Here is a 26,585-nt window from a genome sequence, read left to right as displayed (position 1 = left end):
TAAGTTGGCTGCAAGCGCAACAGGCAGGGGGGATAAATGAAAATATATCACGTTGGTATGATGAAAAGTGGTACCACTTTTTTGCAACAAATTTTATCTAGCAATCAAGCCGCCCTTAAAAAGCATGGCTGGTCGTATCCTGGTAATAGGCTAAATCAACAACATGCCTGTTATGCGCTCTGTGGAGAGCATATTCCTTGGAGGTTTCCTGCGGTGCCAGAGGCACTTGGCAAGGATTTAGTGCAAGCCTTGCGTTCAGCGAAAACCCCTAACAGTGTCATCTCAGCGGAAGCGCTTTCTTGTTTGAGTAAGCAAGGCATCGCGCACTTTATTGATAAAGTCGGCGCGCCAGATAGAGTGGTTTTTACGATTCGCGGTTTATCGAGTGCTATTCCTTCATCTTGGCAACAGCTTATCAAGGGCGGGGCGAGTATTTCTTATCCCGGCTATTTTAAACAGCTGCGCACGCAACGTGGTAGCTTAAGCGGTATTTGGTCTAATTATGCGTTTGGTCACGCTATTGCGTTGTGGTCTCAAGTGGCGCCAGTCGATGTGGTGATTGTGCCGACCCAAGGGCAAAAGAGTGATTTATCCTCCTTGTTCTTTGACGCTTGCGGTATGGAGTTTAGTGACTCGTTTGCAACTGACATTGAGTCAGCAAGCAGTAACATTTCCTTAAGTATGGAGCTCACTGAAATTCTGCGCTTGATCAATCAATTGTTAAAGGACGATAAGAGCCAATCAGAGGCCGTGCGCAAGTATTTCTTAAACAAAATGGCGTTCCCATTAGCGGGTAAATATCGTGGCACTAAAATTACCTTGCCACAACGTTACTGCGAGCAAGTCAATAATTGGAATAACGAAGAGCTGGAATTACTGCAACGTCATGCCGATCGGGTTTATGGCCACATGGATGACTTGTCGGTTACAGGCCAAGATATGCCTGAGTTGGATGAGAAAATGGTCCTGCAATCTGCTGCGACACTAATTAGTCAATATATCGCCGCAAACGTGTCCTAGGAGCAACATCAATTTGAGTAAACCAATTAAGGTATCGATGATCGTATGGAACCCATTTACCAACGATGCCAGGGTACTAAAAGAAGCGGAAACCTTAGTCACCAATGGTTATCAAGTGACGGTTTTCGCCTTATTTAAAGCCGGCGTCAATGTCGAGCATGACGTATTGCCATCCGGTGTGATTGTGCGCCGTATTGATGGCATGGGGTTATTTCGTCGTAAAAATAAAGGCCATGCACAGTCATTGTCAATGAAGCCATTGGCACAGCTATCTCGCTTGGCTAAGCGCGTCGGAACCATCTTTTCGATGATTGCCGCGGTGAGCCGTTCTAAGCCTGACATTATTCACGCTCATGATGTTAATGTGTTGGTTACGGCGTATGTTGCTAGCAAAATGTGCGCTGCAAAGCTTGTCTATGATGCTCATGAGATCAGTACCGATCGTGAAGGTTATCGCCCGTTTCGCAAAGTCGTTGGTTGCATTGAGAAAACGTTGACACCGAAAGTTGCGGCGATGATCACCACCACAGATGTGCGTGCTAAATTCTTTCGTCTGGCTTACAAAGTTCCACGGCCAACGGTATTACAAAATAGACCGACCAAATCTTTTGCCGAACCGCAGCAATCGAATCACATAAGAGACACCTTAAATTTACAGCAATCTTGGCCTATTGCGCTTTATCAAGGCATGTTGCAACCAGGTCGCGGCCTAGAGCGGCTGGTGCAAGTGGCACAACATATTGATGAGGTTTATTTTGTGTTTATTGGTGGCGGGCGGATAGAAGATAAATTAAAACAGTTGGTTGCCAATCTAGGAATAAGCGATAGGGTACATTTTATCGCAACGGTACCACTCGCGGATTTACCGTTATATACCGCATCGGCTACGTTTGGTGTGCAGCCTATTGAGAATACTTGCCTGAATCATTACTCGACCGACTCTAACAAGCTGTTTGAATATATTTTGGCTGGTTTGCCAGTGATTTCTACCGGCTTTCCTGAAATTCGTAAAGTGATAGAGCAATACCAACTGGGCTTAGCCATTAAAGATAACCCGCAAGATTTACAACAGGCTATCGTTCAGTTTCGAGACAACCCAGAACTGTTGCAGCATTACGCGGCCAATACTCACGCTGCGGTAGAGCAACTGTGCTGGGAAGAGCAGGAGCACAAATTGCTCGAACTTTATCAGCGGGTGCAATCGGCTGTATGAAGATAACTGTCATTGTTCCTTTTTATAACGCCGCACCATATCTCGTCGATTTCATTAAGGCGATAACGTCGCAGTCATTAGCGGCGGAGCATTTTGATGTTGTCTTCGTAAACAATAATTCATCAGACGGTAGCGAGGCGCAATTGGCGCAATTATTGGCTGTTCATACCCAGTTAAACGCCCGTCAAATCAATTATCAACAACGACCGAGTTCATACGGTGCTAGAAATAAAGGGGTTCGAGAATCAAGCGGTGATATCTTAGTATTTACCGATATCGATTGTTTGGTCGAGCGCAACTGGTTGCAACAAATCCTTGAGATATTCAGCCAAGAGCAAATCGATGTGATCTCCGGCTTTGTTGATTTAGTGATTGATGACAAAAACAATCCGTGGCAGTGGTATGACAAAACTTTTCATATGGATAACCAAGCTAACGCCGCCAAGGGCCACATTGTCACAGCTAATTTGGCGGTGCGCCGTGATGTATTTCAACAAATAGGCGACTTTGAGGAAGTAGAATCTGGTGGTGACTTTGATTGGAGTCAGCGCATGAATAGACTCGGTAAAAGGTTTCAGTTTAAATCACAGGTAAAAGTGTCACACCCAACTCGCAAAAGCGCTGATGAGATAGGCAAGAAATTAAATCGCTTAGTTCGTGGTGATGCCGAACTCGCGGTAAAGTCGCCAAACGCTGCTGTTGTAAAAATCACTAAAGCTGTATTGCGACCACTCAAACCGAGCTTTTATATTAAAATTCATGGTTTTTTGAGTAAAACCAATTTAGTCGGTAAACAAAGACGACGATTTATGGCGCAGGTGGTTTGGCTCAAGCTTATCCAGTTAGGGCAATTTATACGGTTTTTTATCAGATACTTAAGAGGTAAAGGCTGATGCAGTCGCCTGTCGTCTCAATCATCATGGCTACTTACAACTCATCGGCCTATGTTGAACAAACAATAAACTCAATTATTGCGCAAAGCTTTAGTGATTGGGAATTATTGATTACCGATGATTGCTCAAAAGATAATACGCTAGAGATCCTTGAACGTATTCAAGTGTCGGACCCACGAGTGCAGTATTATCAAAATCAGCGCAATCGAGGCGCTGCCGTATCGCGTAACAGGTCATTAAACCGAGCCCAAGGGCGCTATATCGCTTTTCTTGATTCCGATGATTTGTGGTTGCCAACAAAGCTTGAGCAACACCTGCAGTATATGCAGCAGCACCAAGCGGCGTTATCTTTTACGTCTTACGATATTATTGACCAATACAGCCAATCACGTAATAAAGTTGTCGATAAAGCCGATTTAGGCTGGATTGATTACCATCAATTACTTAAAAAAAAGGCGACCTTTGGCTGTTCAACCGTCATGGTGGATAAGCAATTACTTGGTGACTTTCGCATGCCTTTACTGCGTACCGGTCAAGATTACGCAACCTGGCTAATGTTGATAAAACGTGCGGGTAAAGCGTTGCATTTTCCCCGAGTCTTGACGCGTTATCGTATAACCCCAGGCTCAATTTCGAGAAATAAACTTAAAAAAGCCAAAAGGCAGTGGCAAATTTACCGAGAACAAGAGAAAATAAACCTTGTATATTCCCTATGGTGCTTTGCTTTTTACGCATTTCGCGCTGTATTTAGAAAATAACAATTAATAGAAGAGTTTTTATGCATTACGATGTTTTTAACGGCGATGCCGATGGAATTTTGGCTTTGGTTCAACTTCGCTTAGCGGAGCCAAAAACCAGTACCTTGATCACCGGTGTAAAACGAGACATATCGTTACTGGATAAAGTCGACGTTGGTAACGCTAGTTCCGTTACCACATTGGATGTGTCTATGGATAAAAACCAAGCTGGTCTAGAGAAGTTGTTATCCGCAGATGTGCCAGTGTTCTATGTTGATCATCATCGTGCTTCGAATATTCCCCAGTCTACTTTTTTAAAAACCATTATCAATACCTCTGCCGATGTGTGCACGAGTTTGTTGATTAATGATTATCTTAAGGGCGCACATCATAGTTGGGCGATTGCCGCGGCTTACGGCGATAACCTTAAAGCGGTAGCTGCGCGACATTGCGCCTTAAAAGGCCTGTCACAAAACGAAGCGAACTTATTGGAACAGCTTGGCACCTACGTTAATTACAACGGTTATGGCCGTACTACCGATGACTTACACTTTCATCCGGCAGATTTATTTGAGCGTTTGCTTGGCTATGAGTCACCGGAAATCTTATTTAGCAATAAATCATCGTTATTTTACGACTTACAGGCGGCATATGTTACCGATATGAATAAAGCCAATTCAGCGCAAGTATTGTTTGACAATGACATTTGCAAAGTGGTTACTTTGGAAGATGCGGCATGGTCTCGTCGAGTGAGTGGTGTCTTTGGTAATGATTTAGCAAACCAATCACCAGATAAAGCCCATGGCGTGCTAACGCAAAATTTAGATGGCAGTTATACCGTCAGCGTACGAGCGCCGTTAAATAATAAGCAAGGTGCTGATGAAATTTGTGTGCAGTTTCCGACCGGTGGCGGACGTGCAGCAGCAGCAGGGATAAACGCTTTACCTGAAGAGCAAGTCGAAACATTTATTACAACGCTTGCAAATTATTATAAAAATTAATCGTCACCGATATTCGGTGTTTTTAAGGATGTAACATGAGTTTATTAATAACCGGCGGTACCGGCTATATTGGTAGCCATACCGTGGTTGAATTATTAAATGCTGGCGATGACGTGGTGATCGTCGATAACCTATCCAACTCGTCGACTAAGTCATTGGATAGGGTAGAACAAATCACCGGAAAGCGACCGGTATTTATCAAGGCGGATATCTGCGATAAAGCGGCAATGGAGCAAGTCTTTAGTGAGCATGATATTTCTGCGGTCATTCACTTTGCCGGTTTAAAAGCGGTTGGTGAGTCCACGCAAATACCACTGAGCTATTATCATAACAATGTTACTGGCACCATAGTGTTGCTGGAAGTGATGAAGCAATTTTCAGTGAAAAACCTTGTGTTTAGCTCGTCTGCAACGGTTTACGGTGAAAACAATCTATCGCCATTAATCGAAACTATGCCAACTTCGGCGACCAACCCTTACGGCCAAACCAAGCTAATGATCGAACATATTCTTTTCGATTTGGCGAAAAGTGATCCGCAATGGTCGATTGTCTCACTGCGTTACTTTAATCCAATTGGCGCGCATCATTCGGGCCTTATCGGTGAAAACCCAAATGGTATTCCTAACAATTTACTACCGTTTGTATCGCAAGTGGCGGTTGGTCGATTGCAGCAATTGAGCGTGTTTGGTGATGATTACGACACCATTGATGGCACTGGCGTGCGCGATTATATCCATGTGGTTGATTTGGCACTTGCGCATTTGAAAGCCGTAACGTCATTATCGAAAGTTGATGGCTGTATTGCCATTAATGTTGGCACCGGTAATGGTACCTCGGTGTTGCAAATCGTTAATAAATTTAAAGAGATCAGCGGCGTGGATGTGCCTTATCAAATTAGCCCAAGACGTCCAGGAGATATCGCGACAGTGTTTGCTAAAGCCGATCTTGCCAATGAGTTTTTAGGTTGGCAGGCAGAACGTAACTTGGATGATATGATCCGCGATACTTGGCGTTGGCAATCACAAAATCCAAACGGTTTTGAATAACTGTTAATGCTATTGTCGTTCTTGGTCTAGGCGATTGCGTCTAGACCAAATTAACTCTCCGTTAAACTCAAACTCAATCTAAGTCAAATTCAATCTAAGTCAAATCCTATCTAGGCCAAACTCTCTCTAGGCCAAATCCAGCTCTAAACCTATTTCATCCATTACATGTGGACGTGATTTCATCACTTCGGGCTGATCAATAAAATAGCCTTGAAAGTATTCAAAGCCTAACCGGCTAGCATGTTCAAATTCTTGTTTGTTTTCGATTTTTTCTGCCAGTAGTTTGATGTTCGGGTAGTTGGTAATATGCTCTATCAGTTGCAGTATTTCGGTGGTTGATGTTTGTCTAAAGTCCACTTTGATAATACTGATATAAGGAAAGAACGCATGCCACTGTTGGTGATTAATAAAGTCGTCTAAGGCGATTTCATAGCCTTGTTGATGCAGTTCTTGGCACAAAGAAAGCAACTGTTGGGTTGGCTCTTCGGTCTCTAAAATTTCAACAACGATATGGCGATTATCAAATTTGAAAGGGTAACCTTTTTGCAGTGTTTCGGTGGTGAAATTGATAAACGCTGGCTTTTGTTGAGTAAAGGTTTTGCTTTGCGAACTTTGCAATGCGGTGTGTAGCAATTTTTGTGTTGCCGTATGCGCGTCTACCTTAGGGTAAACATTGATCATGCTGTCTCGAAACAGCAGTTCGTAGGCGATGATCTGTTGTTGTTTATCAACGATGGCTTGTCTAGCTGCAAAGCTTGGCATAGTTATTATTATCCTGTTGAAGGTGGCAGGTACAACTTAAACCGTTATTAATAACCTATCACAGCCTTGGCTCGCTGTTAACTTAATTAACCGGGTTTCTGGTAAATAGTACAACAAAAAGGGCTTGATATGCGTATGGTGCATTTCAAGCCCTTGTTACGCTGTCGTGTTGTTATTATTTGCTGTTTAACTGCGCATATATCTTGCTGCTTTCTTTATCTAAGTGCTGGGTTGCCATACTGGTAACAACACCAGCGATGCCAGCTAGGATAAAGCCAGGGATCATCTCATAAAGCGCAAAGATTCCACCGTATTCTGCTTTGAGCATTGACCAAGCAATGACCACGACAGCACCCGTTACAATGGAAGCCAAAGCGCCAAAACGATTATATTTATGCCAAAATAGCGCTAATAAAATGGTTGGGCCAAAGGCACTACCAAAACCGGCCCACGCATAGCTTACGAGTCCCAAGACACTGCTTTGCGGGTCTAGCGCGACCAATGTCGCTAATATCGCTATAGCAAGTAAAGAGAAACGAGAAATCCAAACTAACTCATTTTCTGAGACGTCTTTCTTGGCGAAATTTTTATAAAAATCTTCAACAATGACACTAGAACAAACCAATAATTGCGAGTCAATGGTACTCATAATGGCTGACAATATGGCGGCAATAATGATACCGGCTACCCAAGGGTTCAACAGTGCTTTCGATAGGAAAATAAAGATTGTTTCTGGATTTTCAAGCGGCGCATTGGCGTAATAGGCAATACCGACCAGACCAACAGCTAAGGCGCCTATCAAGGATACAATCATCCAAACCATAGCAATATTGCGTGACATTGGAATATCATCAACGCTGCGAATTGCCATGAAACGCGACAGGATATGCGGCTGACCAAAATAGCCAAGTCCCCATGCCATTAGCGAGAAGAATCCAAGCCAACTAAAGTCTTTAAAAAGCGCGGCGTAATCTGGGTTGGTTTGTTGCAGAATTTGTGTGGTTTGTTCAATACCGCCTAATTCGTTTAAGGCAACGATTGGCAAAATGACCAATGCCAATAACATTAAACAACCTTGGAAAAAGTCGGTCCAACTGACCGCCAGAAATCCGCCAAGGAAGGTATAAGATACAATCACAACCGCGCCGATAACCAGCGCCGTTATGTAATCTAAACCGAATACTTTTTCAAATAAAATAGCGCCGCCGACCAAGCCTGATGACACATAAAATGTGAAGAAAATCAGTATGGTTATAGCGGATATAAATCGTAATGTGTGGGATTTGTCGGCAAAACGATTTTCAAAGAATTCAGGGATGGTATGTGAGTTATTAGCCTTTTCAGTAAAAGAGCGAATCTTTGGCGCGACCAATATCCAGTTAAAGAACGCACCGAGCACCAAACCGACACCGATCCAGACTTCACTGATACCAGATAAGTATATTGCACCAGGCAAACCAAGTAGTAACCAGCCACTCATGTCAGACGCGCCAACACTTAGCGCGGTAACCGCAGGGCCAAGTTGACGACCACCAAGAATATAATCGCTTAGTGTGGTGGTTGCTTTATAGGCGATATAACCTATCAGCAATGTGGTTAGCAGGTAACCAATAAAGGTAACCATCATTGGAGTTTCTATTGTCATAATAACGTCTTTTATTTGAGTTTGCGGCGATGTTAACAAGTTTACATTTACTGTGCTAGTTTTCGTAACAATTGGTTGGATTTTTGCGATAGATCAACGTAATTGCGAGATGTAGTTGCACAACGGCAAAGTGATCAGAGAGTTACGCTTATAGTGGGTAATTAATGACAAAAAAAAGCCTGCCAAACGGCAGGCTAAAAATAAGTATGGCTGGAGTCATACTTGTGAGTACCTAGTGAATATTAGATTGACCACTCGATGGTTTCGTCAATTTTTTGTTGCCATTGCTCCAATGGCTCTTTGACATCACCCATGATGATAACACCGCCTTTACTGTATTGACGGCTGATACCTTTAACGCTTTGATCGGCAAATTGTTCGCTTTGGGCTAAGTGTTCATTTTTAGGAATGATAAACACCGTCACATTGTCGTAAAGGCCCTCAAACACCAAATGAACTGAATTCATGCCATCAAAGAAACACTCATCAACCGACACCAGTTTACCTAGCTTGTCGGTAAAACTGACATCAAGGCCTGCGACCGACTTGTTAAAGCTGGTTAGGGTGTACTTACTGTCACCGCTATGAGCAAAGTTGCCAGCTTCATGGTGATAATGAGCTAATGAGTAATCGGCGATGCTCGAGTGTGATGGGGTAATTGCCATATAGCTGACACTGATTCCAACGATAAATGCGACAGATGCAGCGACAGCCAAATGCCATCGTGATTTACGTTGACGTTGGCTATGTGAGTCTAGGCTTTGACGCAGTATTAATCTGTCCGCCAGATCTTCTGGTACATCAACCCGCAATACAGAATCAATTTTATCGTCGAGAGATTTTAACTCTTTGGCGAATTTTTTACGGCTGGGATCTGCTTCAATAGCGTTGAGCAGCTCATTGTCTTTGCTGTTCGGATCACTATACAGCCTTCTACGGAATTCTAATTCATCCATTGTAGCGCCCCTTGATGTGTTTGTTTTGTTCGATAGCATCTTTTAATTGGTTTCTTGCGCGAAACAGTCGCGTCATTACAGTGTTTTTGTTTAACTCGAGGATTTGTGCGATTTCTTCACCGCTGTAGCCACAGATAATTTGCAATACCAGAGGCTCTCGATATTCTTCAGGTAAGCTGGCAATGCGTTGATGCAACCATTGGTTTTCCTGACTTTGTTCGCTCGACAATATATGTGTATCCATTGTCGCTGCCTCATCATATTCGCTCATATCAAATTGCTTGCGCTCAAAACGTCTGGCATTTTCTCGCCTTAAGATGGTGATCAACCAAGACTTTGCGGCTTTCTCATCTTTTAAAGAGTCAAGGGCTCGCCATGCTCTTAGGAATGTTTCCTGAACAAGGTCTTCGGCGACTTGTTTGTCATGAACCAACCAGTAAGCATAGCGATATAAATCCTTATGCAATGCGTTTACTAGCGCTTCATAGCGTTTCTGTTTACTAGCCATAGGTTCCGTTTTATTGCGTCTCTTGATTGTATTGACCTTGCATGTTGCAATTTAATTTCTAAAAATTTGCAATTTTTTCAATTTTTTTTATGTGCTTACAAAAATGCCCACAGATGTGGGCACTTATTTCATTGTGTAATTAACAGCTATCACCTCATTATGGGTTTATTGCAAAGGCGACCTGTTGCTGTTGCTCACCTTGGGTTTGCAGCCTAGAAATGATTTTAAGTAATTTATCTGAATGCCAAGCTTGCTGTTGTGCACCGTAATAACAATGCTGCAGATGACTTAATTGTTTATCAAAGTCGTCATTTTGCAAGTGCTGACTCAGTTGCTGCAGGTTGCTGAAATTTTGCTCAGGGAACAATTCATTCCCCCAAGCTGGTAGCAATGCCATCACCTGTTGACCATTATTTTGTTTACATGCGGCCAGCAGTTTAAGATAAGCGTGTTTAGTCGACGGGACAAAGGTTTCCCGCTTAAAGCTACGCCCTTTTAATTTCGTTTGATACAACCAAGCCATTGCCGTCAACAACCAACCCGCTAAAAACAGCCATTGTAAAGTCGTATTACTTTGCTCTACCACATGCACTGGCAGTGGGGTGTTCATTGCCGTTGTGTTGTCGATATTGACCGGCACCGCTCCCTTGACGACGATGGTTTTCGCTGGCAGTACAGCGAGTTCCGTGCGATTTAATTGAGTGTTAAACCAAGGTAGCGTCACTTCCGGCAATACGAATGTCCCTGGTTTGGTAGGAACTATCGCAAAATCTTGGGTCTTTTGGCTGATCAGTGCGCCTTTTTGCACACCGTTTTTCACATCTGCTTGATCTGGGTATATTTTAAGGCCATCAGGTGCGTTAAACTCAAGTTTAGGTAATTGTTCAGCCCCTAGTGCCGCCGCAGTTATTTTAACGGTACGCGTTATCGGCTCACCAAGCTCATATTCGCTTTGTTCATCTGGCCAATTCTCTTCAATGACAATTAATTCACTTGGTAACCATTCACCAGTAAAGTCAGCAGGTGCGGCATTCACCTGAATATCTATTTCCTGACCTTTCATGCGCACAGGTTTACCGCGATCGAAGCTTGAAAATACCGAACGTCGTTGTTGTTTGCTGGCACTGATTTCGCCATCAAACATGGTGCTGTGTAACACAAACTTACCCGATGTTTGTGGTTTGACCGCATAAACACGTTCAATGATACGAAAACGCTTACCATCAATTATTTGGCTGTATTCGTTGTTCTCACCGATTTGCTTAATCTCTGCGCCGGTCATTTTAGGTTCCGCTAATGAACCGCGTATAAGCTCAGCGGCAAGATGTAAGCGCACCGTTAAGGTAAATTGTTGTTGAACATAAACCTCATGTTTTGATACATCGGCGGTTAAGTAGATATCTTTTTGTTGTTGTGCGGTTTTGTCACCTTGTGCTAATACCTGTAACTGGATAGGTTTCGTTGTCGCGTCATCAACCGTTAACGCTGGAATCGTTAATACCCCGGTCTTACGAGGGATTATAAGCGTGGTCCATTGCGTGGTGCGGGTGGTTTTAAAATTGACCATGCTGGTTTGGCTGCTGATCGATGTACCACCAACAACAAAGTCTTGTTCAAGTACTGATGGGTCGAAGGCGTCTGCAGCAACAGAGCCATCGGCTATAACCGTAAGCACCACTGATTCATCAACTATCGCTGGGTTTTTATCAACCGTGGCGGTTACATTTAACGCCATGGCCTGAATGCTAACCAATAAAGAGAACAAACCTGCAATAACAGGTGTCGAATTTACCATTTTTCCTTAACTCCAATACTACTGCGGTTTTGACGACGTTTCTGATATTCAAGACGCATTTTATTTCGTAACAACAGTTGCGGGTCGTCTGTCACACGACGCAAAAGCTGTTCGTGTTTTTGTTGTTGTTCCGTTTGGCTTTGTTGTTCGCCATCGGTTAACGCTGCCTGTTGCTGCTGCTGTTGTTCTGGTTGTTGTTGCTGTTCGCTATTTTGTTGTTGAGCAGCGGCTTGTTGCTCTTGTTCAGATTGATCTTGTTCAGCCTGTTGTTTATTTTGCTCACCGTTGTCTGAGTCAGACGATTGATCTTGGTTGTTATCCTCATCGCCTTGTTGCTCTGATTGCTGCTGCTCAGATTGTTCAGGATCTGATTGCTCAGAGGAATCTTGCTGTGACTGATCTTGGTTGCTGTCACTAGAGTCACTGCTACCTTGCTGCTGTTGGTTTTGATCCTGCTGTTGCTGTTCTTGGTTTTGCTCTTGGCTCTGATCCTGGTTCTGATCTTGGCTTTGGTCCTGGTTATCTTGTTGTTCTTGGTTTTGTTGCTCTTGTTGCTGTTGCTGCAACATTTGTTCAACGATGGCTTTATTGGTCAACGCATCTTGATGCTCAGCATCAGCTGAGATGACTTGCTCATATGCTGCAATCGCTTGTTCTAGCTCACCAAGTTTTGCAAGGGCATTGGCTCTGTTGTAATTGGCTTGCACGGTATCAGACTTTGCAAAGGTCTCGACCGCTTTTTCATAATCGCCAGCACGGTAGTAACTGCTGCCGCGCCATTGGTTATCATCAAATGTTTGCGCTGCTTTTTGATAGTCTTGGTTATCGAATTGTTGCTGACCTTGTTGGTTTTTGGTCTGCCATAAATCGTCCCAAAGAGATGCGGATGACGGCGCACTGTAAAACGTCGAAGATAATAAGCTCACCATTAACACTGGGGTTAATAAGATGCCTTTGCGAAAATACGCAAGCGCAAGTGGTAGGGCTATCAATAACAAATATGGGCCAAATTCTTGCCATTGGTCACCCATATTTTGTTGCTTTGATTGCAATACTTTTTGCGCATCGAGGGCGCTTAATGAACTTAGTCGAGCCAAGTCAGAATCATCGGCGCTAATAACGGTAAATACACCACCAGAATTGTCGCTAAATGCTTCTAAACGACGACTGGTAAGTTTAGGGATAACAATGTTACCACGGCGGTCCTTCATTAATTCACCATTGGCGAGGGTAATCGGCGCACCCTCGGCGGTACCTACCGCTAAAATATTAATTCGGTGATCGCTGTTGTCGACAAAATCATTAATATCGTCAATTTCATCTTGCGTAACACCATCGGTAACCCAGTAGATATCGCCCTTAATGTGGCCAGCGTTTTGCAGCATTTGTTCTGCCAGTATTAACGCAGGGTAAGGGTTCGAGCCAAGCTCTGGCATGATTTGCGGCGACAATGACGGTAATAATAACCTGATGTTGTTGATATCCGCGGTTAGCGGGCTGATAGTAAACGCATCACCCGCGTACGCGATCAGACCTATTTCGCCTTCATCAATCTTTTCGACTAAATCCATGGCTTTATAACGTGCCATGGTCAATCTGTTCGGTTTGATATCGGTAGACAACATTGAAAATGACATGTCCATGACTAATACCGAACCGCGCTCTACGTCATATACCGGTTGTGGCAGTTTTTGCCAAGTAGGTCCCGCCATGGCAATAATAAGCAAACTACCTATCAGAGCTGCGGGTATAATCGACACTGGTCTATTGTTTTCGGTATTACTTAACAGCTTACTGCTTAAGTGCGACGGAATAACACGGTGCCATGCGCTGCTGGATACGCGCAAGCGACGAACTTGCCATAACACCCATACTAAACCAATAAACGCAATTAACCACAATGGTCGGATAAAGTGAAATTCAGTCATTAGCTTTTGCCCTCACTGCCAAGGTTGAACAAGCCATAGGTTTGCTGCTGAACCAGTGCCAGTTGCAACATGATAAGTACTAACGCTAACGCTAATGGGTAAAAGAATAATGCAGTAAGTGGACGCATTTGTTGTTCGTCTTGAGCAACAGGTTCCAGTTGATCGAGCAGAGTATAAATGTCTGCCATAGATGCACCATCGGTGGCTCTAAAATAACTGCCTGATGTTTGTTTTGCGATGTTCTTCAGTGTTCCTTCATCAAGATCTCTTGATGGGTTCACTTTACGGGTACCAAATAACGATCGCTCCATCATCACTTCAGCACCGATACCAACGGTATAAATGGTCACATCTTTTGCGACAGCCAGATCTAACGCTTGCTCCGGCGTTATTTTTCCTGAAGTATTCTGACCATCCGTTAATAGCAACAGCACTCGGTTCGAGTCATCTTTGCTGACAAAACGCTTTACGGCTAACGCCATCGCATCACCAATGGCTGTCTTTTGGCCAACCAGACCAATCACCGATTCGTCAAGCATTTGCTTAACCGTATGTCGGTCAAATGTCATCGGCGTTTGCATATAGGCGTCGTCGGCAAACAAAATAAGCCCTAAGCGATCGCCTTGGCGGCGCTCAATAAAATCACCCAATAAGGCTTTTAGTAAGGTTAGGCGGTTGACCGTTTTACCGTTATGACGCATGTCTTCCATTTTCATGCTGCCAGATAAATCAACGGCAATGATCATCTCGCGACTTTCATTTGGTAAGGCAATGGTTTCACCTAACCATTGTGGTCGCATACTGGCACAGACCAATAATATCCAAATAATGGCAATCAACCACAACGGTGCTTTTTTATTATTCACCGCCACAGAGTGACGACTTAAACTGCCTAACAATACTGGCATTTTAAGCGCCGCAGCATTAGGCGACGTCTTCGGCGATAACCAATAAACCAATAGCGGCGCAGGTAACAACAAAGCAAGCCATGGCCAAGCAAATTCAATCATGCTGCCTTCTCCTGCGGTTCTGTTGCTGATGTGTTAGCGCCGATTGAAGTGTTATTTTTACTGACTAAATCTATATGGGTTAGCCAATAAATCGCAGCACGCTGCATATCTTCACCGTAAATGGTATTGGCATTCTTACGATATTGTTGGGCTAACGCTGACTCGGCTAATTCAATGAACTTAGCTTGGTGTTGTTCAGGCAATTTAACTTTCAGTGCTTGCAAAAGCTCTACGGAAAAGTTGTTGGCAAATAGGTGGCGTTGAAAATAATGCATAGCCACCCACTTTAAAATCGCCACACATTGTTCAACCGTAGGCGCTTCAAGCTGTTGTAGCTGCACTAGCGCCGTTTTTTGCTGGCGAAGGAAGCGTTGTTTTCGTTTGTTTTTAATCAACAGATAAACAACGATTGCCAGTACTAAGGCCAATAATATCCACCAACCCGGTGCGATAGGGTATGCGTGAATACTATCTGGTAGATGGATATCTTTTAAATTCTCTAGCGGATCCATGTTTCAATCCCAGATTTTAATTGATGTTCGACACTATCACCGGCGCTGAAATGAATGACTCGTGCACCGGCTTGTTGATACAGCTGTTGTTTTAGCTTATTGGTTAGCATGGCTTTATCTTGATAGCGTTGTGCGGTTTGCTGATCACCAAGCAATAGTTGCTGTTTTTGGCTGCCATCGGTTATTGCCACAGAGGTTTTTTGTTTTGACTGAGGAAGAGTGAACTCTAATGGGTCATTCACTTGGCAAATAACCAGCTCGCAGTGACGTGATACTTTCGCCAGTGGTCGCAATACCTCTTCATTAAAATGATTGCCATCGGTGATCAGATAAACCAATGAGCCAGGTTTGGCGAGCTGTGCTAAACGATTACAGTTTTCAATAAAGTAAGTTTGTGAACTGGGTAATTCTTGTTGCCAGTGAGCTAACCCTTGCTGGTGCAGCTCTTCAAGAGTGTGTAAGTAGTGTAATACGCCGTTTTGTCGGCTTCGAGGCTTGAGCTCTTGATGTTGCTGTTCATTAAAAACCAGGCCGCCGACACGATCACCACGTTTTTTCGCATGCCAAGCGACAAGCGCCGCAATATGACAGGCTTGTGCTGATTTAAATAGTAATTTAGAACCAAAAAACATCGATTGGCCGAGATCGGTAGCGATTAAAACAGGACGTTCAACTTCTTCTCGAAACAGTTTGGTATGGGTCTTACCGGTTCTGGCGGTAACACGCCAGTCGATTGCGCGTATGTCATCACCCGTTTGATAATGACGCACCTCATCGAACTCCATACCGCGGCCTTTGGTGCGCGCCAAATAATTGCCGCTTAAGTGTCCTTGCACGGCTTTTTTCGGCGCCAAATTCAACAATGAGGCCTTGCCTTGATAGGGCAGGAGCTGCTCAATATCGATATTTATGCCATCACAACCTAACTGCTCAAGCGTGGCTTGAGCAAGCTGGTTTTGATCGTCTGACGCGATTTTTTTCCACCACATATTAGATTTACTTCACCTAATGGGACGAATTAAGCAACTGCAACTAATTCGAGAATACGATCCAGTACCTGGTTTGTGGTGATACCTTCAGCTTCTGCCTGATAGGTTAACAACAAACGGTGACGTAATGTGTTATGGAATACCGCTTGGATATCTTCCGGGCTGACAAAGTCGCGGCCGTTTAACCAAGCTCTGGCTCGCGAACAGCGATCTAAGGCAATGGTGGCTCGCGGACTGGCGCCATAGGCTAACCATTTACCTAAGTCATCATCGTACTTCTCACCTTGGCGTGTTGCCATGATCAGGTCGACAATATATTGCTCAAGAACCGGTGCCAAATAAATTTCCAAGGCTTCTTTACGTGCAGTAAAGATTTCTTCTTGGCTAATGGTAACCACAGGTAGCTTTTCGCTGTTTAATGCTTCGCCACGATTGAGACGGAGAATGTCTAATTCTGACGCAGCATTTGGGTAGTCAATTTCCAGATGCATTAAAAAGCGGTCTAATTGCGCTTCAGGTAACGGGTAGGTACCTTCTTGCTCTAGCGGGTTTTGCGTTGCCATAACCAAAAACAATTCTGGCAACTTGTAGGTGGTTTTACCTACGGTTACCTGTCCTTCAGCCATCGCTTCAAGTAATGCGGACTGCACCTTTGCTGGGGCACGGTTAATTTCATCGGCTAAAATAAGGTTCTGAAATAGTGGACCTTGTTGAAACACAAAGCTGCCATCTTCTGGGCGATAAATATCGGTACCGGTTAAATCCGCAGGTAGCAGATCTGGGGTAAACTGAATACGGTGAAAGCTTGCATCAACGCCATCAGATAAGGCATTGATTGCTCTGGTTTTTGCCAAACCCGGAGGGCCTTCTACAATTAAGTGACCATCAGCGAGTAATGCGATGAGAAGATTTTCGACCAAAGCGTGTTGTCCAACGATTTGGCCGCTTAGGTGCTCTTGTAGTTTAGAAAATTGTTCAATTGCCATAATAATTATAATTTTCCTTCAATGGGCGCACAGCCGGAGTTTATTAGCGCACTAACTGCCTGAAGGCTTTGGCTGCGGTATTTCATAACTTATGCTTATATTGGGCTAATGTTATTAAAAATCAACTCTTTTAAAAAGTGTGAATTGTCGTTAGAATCAATAAAACGATCAGGTCAGACCACTTTTGCGGTTTTATGCGATGTTGGCTTTGACTAAATGACTATAAAAAAATTCACAATTAAGAATAGATTTGGGAAATTAAAGGAACAGGCATGGCAAAAATGCAAAACTTAAAGACCGCATCCGGTGAGCGTATCGCTGTTGTTACCGGTCTAAGAACGCCATTTGTAAAACAGGCGACTGACTTTCATGGTGTACCGGCTCTTGATTTAGGCGCTATGGTCGTAAATGAAATGCTGACTCGTACTGATATCGATCCGGCGTTGATAGAGCAATTGGTGTTTGGTCAGGTAGTTCAAATGCCGAAAGCGCCTAACATTGCCCGAGAAATCGCCTTGGCAACGCAAATGAACGTTCATACTGATGCGTACAGTGTCTCTCGTGCTTGTGCTACTAGTTTCCAATCTACCGTCAATGTAGCGGAATCTATTCTGCTTGGTAACATTGATATTGGTATTGCTGGCGGTGCGGATTCAATGTCTGTGCCTCCGATTGGTGTATCAAGAAAACTAGCGCGTACCTTATTAGATTTATCTAAAGCTAAGACCATGGGACAGCGCTTAAAGCTGCTTAGTGCGTTACGATTTAAAGATTTGATCCCTGAACCACCGGCGGTTGCTGAATACTCGACAGGCTTGTCTATGGGGCAAACCGCAGAGCAAATGGCAAAAAGCCACGGCATCACTCGAGAAGAACAAGACGCATTAGCGCATCGTTCACACTCTCTTGCAGCGAAAACGTGGGCCGATGGCCTGATGGCTGATCAAGTTATGGTGGCGCACCCTGAACCGTATAAAAAGGCCGTAGAAAAAGATAACTGTTTCCGTGCAGATTCAGATCTAGCTGGATACGCTCGACTGCGTCCAGTATTTGATCGTAAACACGGCACCGTAACGGCGGCTAATTCTACCGCATTAACCGATGGTGCTTCTGCGGTGCTATTAATGCGTGAAGGCCGAGCTAAGGAGCTTGGCTTGGATGTGCTAGGTTATATCCGTTCTTATGCGTTTACAGCGATAGACGTATGGGAAGACATGCTTATGGGCCCATCGTATTCGACACCATTGGCATTAGATCGTGCAGGCCTTACCTTAGCTGACCTTGATTTGGTTGAAATGCATGAAGCCTTTGCCGCGCAAACATTAGCCAATGTAAAAATGTTCGCCAGCGAAAAATTTGCGCGAGAAAAGCTTGGTCGTGATAAAGCCATTGGTGATATCGATATGGATAAATTTAATGTGCTTGGTGGTTCATTAGCTTATGGTCACCCATTTGCCGCCACCGGAACACGCCTTATTACGCAAACCTTGACTGAATTAAAACGTCGTGGCGGTGGTGTTGGTCTAACAACCGCATGTGCTGCGGGTGGGTTAGGTGCAGCCATGGTGCTAGAAGCAGAATAATTGAGGTGATGAATATGGAAAATAATACGACAAAGCAATCTGCATTTACCTTAATTGAGCAAGATAATGGTATCGCGCATTTAAAAATTGATGTTGCAGATGAAACGATGAACGTTTTAAAAGCGGAATTTCTTGAAGACATTCAAGAGGTTTTACAACAACTTAAAAGCAACAGCAATATTAAAGGCATGATTGTCTACAGTGGCAAGGAAAACTCGTTTGTTGCCGGTGCTGATATCACTATGCTTGATGCGTGCAATACCGCCGAAGAAGCAACTGCGATTGCCGCAGGTGGACAGATGATATTCAATCAACTGGAGCAATTAAACATTCCAGTGGTTGCTGCAATCAATGGCCCGTGTTTAGGTGGTGGCTTAGAGCTGGCGATGGCATGTCATATGCGAGTCGCCAGTGATTCAAATAAAACGGTGTTGGGTGTACCTGAAGTACAGCTTGGTTTATTACCAGGCAGCGGTGGTACGCAACGTTTACCAAAACTGGTTGGTCTGCAAAAGTCACTTGATATGATGTTGACCGGCAAGCAGTTGCGTCCTAAGCAAGCATTAAAAGCAGGTTTGGTTGATGATGTAGTACCTTTATCGGTGTTACTTGATGTCGCTGAGAAAATGGCGTTAGCCGGTAAGAAAAAATCGAGCCGCAAAGCATCGTTGGTAGAAAAAGCGTTAGAGTCAAATCCATTAGGTCGACGCATTGTTTTTGATCAAGCAACCAAGACGGTATTAGCCAAGACCAAAGGAAATTATCCTGCGCCTCTTAACATTATTGAGTGTATTCGTACCGGTCTAGAGAAAGGTATGGCAAAAGGCTTGGCGGTTGAAGCTAAGTATTTTGGCGAGCTAACGCAAACCAAAGAATCAAAACAATTGCGCAACATCTTTTTTGCGACCACAGATATGAAAAAAGAGCAGGGCGTTGACGGCGTTGATGCGTTACCTGTAAATAAAATCGGTGTGTTAGGTGGCGGCTTAATGGGCGGTGGTATCGCCTATGTTAGCGTCAATAATGCCAAAACACCGGTGCGCATTAAGGATATAAATCATCAGGGTATCTCCAATGCCTTAAAATATAGTTTCGATATTCTTAATAAAAAGGTCAAACGTCGTTTTATGTCCAGCGCCGCTATGCAGCAACAGATGCATAAAATCACCGGTACTGTGGATTACACTGGCTTTAATGACGTGGATATGATTATTGAAGCGGTATTTGAAGATTTATCACTGAAGCAAAGTATGGTTGCCGATGTAGAAGCGAACTGCAAAGACGACGTTATTTTTGCAAGTAATACCTCGTCATTGCCAATCAATCAAATTGCGGCGAAAGCAAAGAAACCAGAAAATGTGATCGGTCTGCATTACTTTTCGCCAGTGGATAAAATGCCATTGGCTGAAATTATTGCCCATGAAAAGACATCAGACAGCACAATTTCCACTACCGTTGCGTACGCTAAACGACAAGGTAAAACACCTATCGTTGTCAAAGATAAGGCCGGTTTTTATGTTAACCGTATCTTAGCGCCTTATGTTAACGAAGCGGCGAGCATGGTACTCGCTGGCGAGCCTATCGACAAAATAGATCGTGCACTCGTTAAGTTTGGTTTTCCGGTAGGTCCAATCAAATTATTGGATGAGGTCGGCATTGATATTGGCGCTAAAATTAGCCCTATTCTTGAAGCTGAGTTAGGTGAACGTTTCAAAGCACCTGATGCATTTAATAAGTTAATTGATGACAACCGCAAAGGTAAGAAAACCGAGAAAGGCTTTTACCTTTATAAAGGTAAGAAGGCCAATGGTAAAGCCGTGGACGAAAGTGTATATACCTTATTAGGTGTGCAGCCGAACGGTACCTTATCGGCTGATGATATCTGCCATCGCAGTGTGTTGTTAATGGTAAATGAAGCCGTACGCTGTTTAGACGAAGGTATTATTCGAAATGCCCGTGACGGTGATATTGGCGCCATCTTCGGTATTGGCTTTCCACCATTCTTAGGTGGTCCGTTCCGTTACTTGGACAGCCTAGGCGCACAAACAGTTGTTGATAAGCTAAATCACTATAAAGATCTGTATGGTGAGCACTTCACGCCATGTACTGCGTTAGTGACAATGGCTGAAAATAATCAAAGCTGTTATGGATAATATACGGTAAAAGCGGCAAGCGATTTCCGCTTACTGAGGAAGAGAGGGGCAAGGCATTGCCTCTTTTTTTTGAGCTTAATTTAACAGTTGTTACAAGGGGTTAACAAATTTGCCCAAAAAACAACCTTAAAGGACTTTAGTGTAAATAGTCTATTTGCTATACTGCGCGTCCATTTGCTGTAGTGAGAGCCGAAAATGTTGTTGATTCCATTGTCCCTAGTCTGCGCTATATTCTTTTATTGCCAAGCTTTTAAGTCTGGCATGGGACGTAAACGTTGGGCAACAGCCGGCTTTATCTTTGGCCCACTTGTGTGGCCAATGTTTTGTTTCGAAAAACGTATGAAAACCTTCAAACTATTCGGAACTAAATACAGTTTATTTAATGCGTAGCCACTTTTGGCTACGCGTTAAATAGTGCTTAGCTCTATGACCACCAGCTATCAGCGGCCATTTCATGAATGTCTAAAGATGGTATGGTAGAGGTTTTTTTAAGTCCCAATAACGATTTAATGAAACCTAGCATAATATCCTCCAGGCCTTTATTTTAAAGGCTTAAGACCACCAGCTATCCGCTGACATTTCACAAATTTCAATGTTGTCTGCAACTTGTTTTGCAGTCATTTTTGATGAGAAAATATTTTTAATCATTGCTAACATTTTTCTATCCTCTTACTGCTTGATACGAATACGGTTATTGGCGGTAGGCTTAATACGAATACGATTGTTCGCTGACGGCTTGATACGAATGCGATTGTTCGCTGACGGCTTAATACGAATGCGATTGTTCGCTGACGGCTTAATACGAATGCGGTTGTTCGCTGACGGCTTGATACGAATACGGTTATTTGCTGACGGCTTAATACGAATACGATTATTCGCTGTAAGCTCAATAACTGTGTTGTTAGCCGGTGCTAATTGATCAGTAGTTACTGAATTGTCTATATCTAGACCCGTGTTTAATAGTGTTGCAAGAATTAATGAGCTAAGCATTTTCAATATTCCCTAATTTATTATTTTTAAATAAAAATGTTTGTACTGGCAGTACTTAAGCGAATATCGTGCCAAGTTTAAAATTGGGTGGTTTTATTAATGCGAGCGTGCTTTAGTTCAGCGAACAAGCGCTAACAAATTGAATTAATGTTCTAGGTATTAGATAACGGTTATTAGCAATTGATTACTAGGGGATTGTAGGTTGGCTAACAGCGATGAATAGATAATAGGTGCGTGATTAGCGTGTTAGATTAGTATTTGAGATTCTTGTTTTTGATTGGCTTTTACGTGGGCGTCGATTGATTGGTGATTATATGCGATAACAAGTAACGGCCAAAATCCGGTTCAGCTAGAGGTTTCGAATACAAGTAACCTTGCATCTGCTCACAGTTAAGGATCTTCAAGTAATCGAGTTGCTTTTCCGTTTCAACACCTTCAGCGACAACTTCCATTCCTAAGTTATGAGCGATGGTAACAATGGTTGCAACCATATTGCGACCTTCTTCGGACGCTTCAATATCATCAACGAAGGCTTTATCGATTTTAAGGGTATTGATAGGGAACTGCTTTAAATACGCTAACGATGAATAGCCGGTACCAAAATCATCTAAAGACAAGTGGATACCCATACGACGAATTTGATGCATGGTCTCAATCGCTTCCTGCGGAGAGTTCATAACCGTGCCTTCGGTTATTTCAAGTTCAAGTCGATCGGCCGGTAAACCGGTTTCTTCGAGTATTTCATTAATGATTTGAACTAAGTTCGGCTGTTTAAATTGTACCGCTGACAAGTTGACAGCGATGCGGCCATTAAATATGCCATTGTCCATCCAGGCTTTTGTGGCCAAACAAGCTTTACGCAATACGATTTCGCCAATCTCAATGATTTGACCGGTTTCTTCCGAAATAGGAATAAATATATCTGGTCGAATGACACCTTTAGATCCGGCTTCAAAACGCACCAGTGCTTCCATGCCAACAACTTTTCCAGAGCTGACTTCAATTTTCGGCTGATAAAACACTGAGAATAAGTCTTCTTTTAAACCGTGTCTTATCAAGTTTTCAATTTGTAAGCGCTTGACCGCTTGTTTGTTCATCGAGTCATTAAAGAACTGGTAACAATCACCACCTTCGTCTTTGGCGTGATACATTGCGGTATCGGCGTTTTTAAGCAATTCATGGGTGTTATTGCCATCATCTGGGTATAAGGCGATACCGATACTACAGGACAGCGAAATCTCGTTATTCTGGATGCTGTATGGCTCGACTATGGTACTGAGGATTTCGTCAGCAACCGAGGTAATGTTGTGGATATCATTATTGCCTTTCAATACCAATGAAAATTCATCACCACCAAGGCGATAAAAGGTGTCTTTGATGCCATTTATCGTCGCGATTCGCTCAGTGACTTTACATAACAATACGTCACCGACTTGATGACTTAACGAGTCATTGATTTTCTTAAAGTTATCTAAATCGAAAACGAGCAGGGCGTGTTCGGTTTCTTGGTTAATCAGTTGCGAATGACTGCCTTGAAAGAATGAGCGGTTTGGCAGTCCGGTCAGGGTATCTGAATTTGCTAATTTGCGCAGCTCTTCTTCGGTTTGTTTACGTTTGGTGATATCCGAAAATACCGCAACAAAATGCGATATTTCATCGTTTTCATCTCGGATAATATCCAGCGTGATATCAATTAAATAGGCCTCGCCATTATCACGCTTACTTTCTATTTCACCTTGCCAAGTACCGTTCGCTAATAAATTGCGCTTAAGGTTTTGCAAAAAGGTCGGCGGATAAGAATTAAATTCAAGCTCTTTACCAAGTGCTTGTTCGCGCGTTTGGCCGGTAATCAACTGGTATGAATCATTACAATCAACCGCTTTAAATTGTGCGTCATAGACAACCACGGCATCGGATATATTGGCAATACATTTTGCAAATAATTTTAAGCTTTCTTCATTGGCTTTGATTTGGTTGATGTCTTTTAAGGTACCCGTCATTCGGATTGGTTCGCCGTCATCGTCACGCTCAACCACTTTACCTCGGTCAAGTACCCACATCCATTTGCTGTTCATATCTTTTACGCGATAGGCCGCTTCGTAATGCTCACTTTTGCCTTGTCTGTGTTCGAGCAATAATTGTTTTACGCGAGGGTAGTCTTGCGGGTGAATATTACGTCTTTGCTCACCATCTTTGCTTTCCGACTTGCCATTCTTAGGGAAATTTAATACCCCCCAGATATTGGAGCGGTACATACGATTAGTAATTAAATTCCAATCCCACATTTCATCGCCAGAGCCCCACAACGCAAGTTTTAATCGTTCTTCCGATTGTTTTATTTTGGCATTGGTGAGTTGCTTTGTTTTGGTCTGGTTATAAAAGTAGTAACCAATAAAGAAAATGATCAGGCCGTAAATCGCCCAAGCGGTATTGGTTTTCCACCAAGGTGGCAATATATGAACGGTTAATTGTTTGCCTTTGAGGTATTTTGATTTGTTTTGATCGTATGATTCGACCAAAAATGTATAGCTTCCATCATTTAAATTAGTGTAGGTCGCTCTGCGGTAATGGCTGTCTGTTTCTATCCAGTTGTTATCAACACCCATTAATTTATAGCGGTATAAAACTTGTTCGGCAACACTTGAGTTAGGCGATGAAAACTCGATGGTAAAAGGCGATTGGTTATACTCTAAGGTGATAGAATCTAATGCGTATAATAACCCGTCGAGCTGTTTATATTCTTTGTTGGCAATTAGTAATTTAGTATTTATTGGTGGCGATATAACACCTTTTTTAGGGGTGATATCTTCCGCGTAAAAACTATTAAAGCCCCTAATGTTGCCAAAATAAAATTGTCCATCGCTGCCTTGAAAAGACGACATTACCCAAAATTGACTGTTCTGCACACCATAGGAATTATCATAATTAAATACGGTTTTACTAGTTGGGGATATTTTTGATATTCCCTTGTTGGTACTTAACCAGGCATTCGATTCGTTATCGAGCAAAAAACTGAAAACATAATCATTTACTAAGCCATTGGCTTCATTGTAATGCTGAAATACTCGTTTTTGTTTATCGTAGGTAAGAATACCTTTTCCCCAGAAACTAAACCAAATAAAGTCGTTTGTGAATTTAACTTCAGCAAGCGTATCTGTTAGAAACAGTTTATGTTTGGGAATATTCAGCTTTTCAAATGTATCTAGGTCAATATCGAATTCAAAAAACTCCCCTGAACTACCAAAGATCATAACTTTATCATTATGATTTGCCGGCAATATATAAAACTTTTCCGATGCGCCCGGTATCGGGAAGGATGATAATCGTTGAGACTCTATATCAAATTTAAATATCTTTCTGTCATTGGACCCATGAAAAACAAATCTATCCACCATTTCAAAATCAAATCTATCGTGGCCACGCAAGTGCTTGAGATTAAACTGCCAAATTTCCTCTATTTCATTTGATTCAATGTTAAGGTTTAAAAGGCGATATTCATTTGTAAAAATAAGCAATTCAGTCGGACTTCCTCGATGAATTGATCTTATGCCTTCAGTTATTGTAGTGGTTACAGGACTGATTATTTGGGTCTTATAATTCTTGTAAAAAATGCCTTCAAATTGGTTGGCAATATACAAACCTTGATTATCGAGTTCGGCAAAATCCACAATATTATTTTTACTATTGCCCTCAGCCATTTCTATATTAAACAATGAGCTATTAATTGTGTGCTTCGCAGCCCCTGATGTATAAGTGCCTGCCCAAATAGATGACGCTTTATCTTTAAATAGGCTGTAAACAAAATTGATATCTAAGCTTGTACTGTCTACTCTTTCGTGTCTTCGTTCAGAGATGGTTTCAGTGACTAGGTTATATGAATACAGCCCCACTTCAGTACCAAGAAATACTTCAAACTCATTTGCCTTTTCGATAGCTCGCACTTTATTAATGCTTGGGTTATCGCTTTCGAGGTCAGCTTTGATATGTTTTTTAATGTTATAAGAATTATCGACAACATAGATCCCGTCACCAGTGGCCACCCAGTAATGATCTTCAATAAGTTCGATTTCATAAATGCTAAAGCTTGCAATTTCTAGATCTAATTTATTATTTTCTTGAGCTGAAAATACAAAATCTAACGATTCATTGGCGATATATAGGCCGTTTTCAAACGTACCAAACCAATAGTTATTGTTGTTATCTTGGAATATGGTTTTAACTTCAACGACATCGCTCGAGAACTGTCTAAGACTGACTTTAGTGAAGTGCTCTTGCGTGGCACTTAATTTGTATAGCCCTTCGTTGGTCGATATTAGGATGTTTTTTTGATTATCTTCAAAAATAGACCAAATAGGTTGGTTATCAAAAATTTCAAATCTATCTTCAAACGAATCAGTTGTCGCATTGTATAACGCCAGGCCAGCTTGAGTACCGACCCATAATCGATTGCGCGAATCGACAAAAACAACGCGGATAAGATCTGATGGTAATGCGCTGTTGTTGGAATCCTTGGTGTGATATTGGACAAATTCATAACCATCAAATTTGTTCAATCCATCGAGGGTTGCAAACCAAATAAAGCCATTGTGATCTTGCGTAATTGAATACACAGAATTTTCACTAAGCCCTTCTTTAGTGGAGTATTGCTGAAACTTAAGTGGGGATTGTGTTGCTGACGTGGCCAGTGCGGAGAAAAATAACAGGAACACCAATAAACCTGTGGTCAGGATACTAGCGAAATTTTGCTTTTTGTTATTCCTATTTAATCGCACAAATTGTCTATTTCTATTAGCGACTCGAGCAATATAGATCGAGTATATTTTTATTATTAGCTTAGAAATTCATCTTAAAGCAAATC

Annotated in this window: 20 protein-coding genes; 8 read left to right on the top strand and 12 right to left on the bottom strand. The window is 42.7% G+C overall.

Going from position 1 to position 26,585, the window contains the following annotated elements; all coding sequences use genetic code 11:
• The first annotated feature begins 36 nt into the window (after positions 1-36).
• Genes E2K93_RS02725 through galE form a run of 6 tightly spaced genes read left to right on the top strand, consistent with a single transcriptional unit; the run spans position 37 to position 5,910 of the window.
• On the top strand, positions 37-1,020 hold the full coding sequence (locus E2K93_RS02725; protein ID WP_135437614.1) for a hypothetical protein: 984 nt from the start codon (positions 37-39) through the stop codon (positions 1,018-1,020).
• Between the two features lie 13 nt (positions 1,021-1,033).
• The gene (locus E2K93_RS02720) at positions 1,034-2,233 is read left to right on the top strand and encodes a glycosyltransferase (RefSeq protein ID WP_228445458.1); all 1,200 of its coding nucleotides are present in this window, start codon (positions 1,034-1,036) and stop codon (positions 2,231-2,233) included.
• Complete coding sequence (locus E2K93_RS02715; RefSeq protein WP_135437613.1) at positions 2,230-3,126, top strand: glycosyltransferase; 897 nt, start codon at positions 2,230-2,232, stop codon at positions 3,124-3,126. The genes E2K93_RS02720 and E2K93_RS02715 overlap by 4 nt, the downstream gene beginning before the upstream one ends.
• Positions 3,126-3,884, top strand: coding sequence for a glycosyltransferase family 2 protein (locus E2K93_RS02710; protein WP_135437612.1), 759 nt, complete (start codon positions 3,126-3,128; stop codon positions 3,882-3,884). Before E2K93_RS02715 ends, E2K93_RS02710 begins: the two co-directional genes overlap by 1 nt.
• Positions 3,885-3,904: 20 nt before the next feature.
• Positions 3,905-4,864 carry a DHH family phosphoesterase gene (locus E2K93_RS02705; RefSeq protein ID WP_135437611.1) on the top strand — a complete coding sequence of 320 codons (960 nt, stop codon included), beginning with the start codon at positions 3,905-3,907 and terminating at the stop codon, positions 4,862-4,864.
• Between the two features lie 35 nt (positions 4,865-4,899).
• The gene (gene galE, locus E2K93_RS02700; RefSeq protein WP_135437610.1) at positions 4,900-5,910 is read left to right on the top strand and encodes a UDP-glucose 4-epimerase GalE; all 1,011 of its coding nucleotides are present in this window, start codon (positions 4,900-4,902) and stop codon (positions 5,908-5,910) included.
• A gap of 126 nt (positions 5,911-6,036) precedes the next feature.
• Here galE and E2K93_RS02695 read toward each other — a convergent pair whose 3' ends face one another.
• The 10 genes from E2K93_RS02695 to E2K93_RS02650 form a co-directional block, all read right to left on the bottom strand.
• Entirely contained in the window at positions 6,037-6,672 is a 636-nt protein-coding gene (locus E2K93_RS02695) for an EAL and HDOD domain-containing protein (protein ID WP_135437609.1), read from the bottom strand.
• A gap of 175 nt (positions 6,673-6,847) precedes the next feature.
• Entirely contained in the window at positions 6,848-8,317 is a 1,470-nt protein-coding gene (gene putP, locus E2K93_RS02690; protein ID WP_135437608.1) for a sodium/proline symporter PutP, read from the bottom strand.
• Positions 8,318-8,559: 242 nt separating this feature from the next.
• The gene (locus tag E2K93_RS02685) at positions 8,560-9,273 is read right to left on the bottom strand and encodes a DUF3379 family protein (protein WP_189637837.1); all 714 of its coding nucleotides are present in this window, start codon (positions 9,271-9,273) and stop codon (positions 8,560-8,562) included.
• Complete coding sequence (locus E2K93_RS02680; protein WP_135437606.1) at positions 9,266-9,781, bottom strand: sigma-70 family RNA polymerase sigma factor; 516 nt, start codon at positions 9,779-9,781, stop codon at positions 9,266-9,268. The genes E2K93_RS02685 and E2K93_RS02680 overlap by 8 nt, the downstream gene beginning before the upstream one ends.
• Before the next feature lie 157 nt (positions 9,782-9,938).
• Positions 9,939-11,576 (bottom strand): BatD family protein, encoded by a 1,638-nt coding sequence (locus E2K93_RS02675; protein ID WP_135437605.1) that lies wholly within the window; start codon positions 11,574-11,576, stop codon positions 9,939-9,941.
• Entirely contained in the window at positions 11,570-13,504 is a 1,935-nt protein-coding gene (locus E2K93_RS02670; protein ID WP_135437604.1) for a VWA domain-containing protein, read from the bottom strand. Before E2K93_RS02670 ends, E2K93_RS02675 begins: the two co-directional genes overlap by 7 nt.
• The gene (locus tag E2K93_RS02665) at positions 13,504-14,514 is read right to left on the bottom strand and encodes a vWA domain-containing protein (protein WP_135437603.1); all 1,011 of its coding nucleotides are present in this window, start codon (positions 14,512-14,514) and stop codon (positions 13,504-13,506) included. Before E2K93_RS02665 ends, E2K93_RS02670 begins: the two co-directional genes overlap by 1 nt.
• On the bottom strand, positions 14,511-15,026 hold the full coding sequence (locus E2K93_RS02660) for a DUF4381 domain-containing protein (RefSeq protein ID WP_135437602.1): 516 nt from the start codon (positions 15,024-15,026) through the stop codon (positions 14,511-14,513). The genes E2K93_RS02665 and E2K93_RS02660 overlap by 4 nt, the downstream gene beginning before the upstream one ends.
• Entirely contained in the window at positions 15,014-16,015 is a 1,002-nt protein-coding gene (locus E2K93_RS02655) for a DUF58 domain-containing protein (protein ID WP_135437601.1), read from the bottom strand. The genes E2K93_RS02660 and E2K93_RS02655 overlap by 13 nt, the downstream gene beginning before the upstream one ends.
• Before the next feature lie 29 nt (positions 16,016-16,044).
• Entirely contained in the window at positions 16,045-17,001 is a 957-nt protein-coding gene (locus E2K93_RS02650) for an AAA family ATPase (RefSeq protein WP_135437600.1), read from the bottom strand.
• A gap of 272 nt (positions 17,002-17,273) precedes the next feature.
• Here E2K93_RS02650 and fadI point away from each other — a divergent pair, with 272 nt between their 5' ends.
• Both fadI and fadJ read left to right on the top strand, forming a co-directional pair.
• Complete coding sequence (fadI, locus tag E2K93_RS02645; RefSeq protein ID WP_135437599.1) at positions 17,274-18,584, top strand: acetyl-CoA C-acyltransferase FadI; 1,311 nt, start codon at positions 17,274-17,276, stop codon at positions 18,582-18,584.
• Positions 18,585-18,592: 8 nt separating this feature from the next.
• Entirely contained in the window at positions 18,593-20,737 is a 2,145-nt protein-coding gene (fadJ, locus tag E2K93_RS02640; protein ID WP_228445456.1) for a fatty acid oxidation complex subunit alpha FadJ, read from the top strand.
• Positions 20,738-21,406: 669 nt separating this feature from the next.
• Here fadJ and E2K93_RS02635 read toward each other — a convergent pair.
• Together E2K93_RS02635 and E2K93_RS02630 are read right to left on the bottom strand one after the other, a co-directional pair.
• On the bottom strand, positions 21,407-21,727 hold the full coding sequence (locus E2K93_RS02635) for a hypothetical protein (protein WP_135437597.1): 321 nt from the start codon (positions 21,725-21,727) through the stop codon (positions 21,407-21,409).
• A 284-nt stretch (positions 21,728-22,011) separates the two neighbouring features.
• Positions 22,012-26,436: an EAL domain-containing protein gene (locus tag E2K93_RS02630; RefSeq protein ID WP_145988259.1), complete on the bottom strand. Its 4,425-nt coding sequence runs from the start codon at positions 26,434-26,436 to the stop codon at positions 22,012-22,014.
• Between the last annotated feature and the right edge of the window lie 149 nt (positions 26,437-26,585).

Origin of the sequence: Thalassotalea sp. HSM 43, from assembly GCF_004752005.1 — a bacterium.
In the GTDB taxonomy this organism is placed as follows: domain Bacteria; phylum Pseudomonadota; class Gammaproteobacteria; order Enterobacterales; family Alteromonadaceae; genus Thalassotalea_A.
This window is presented reverse-complemented; position numbering and strand designations above follow the sequence as displayed.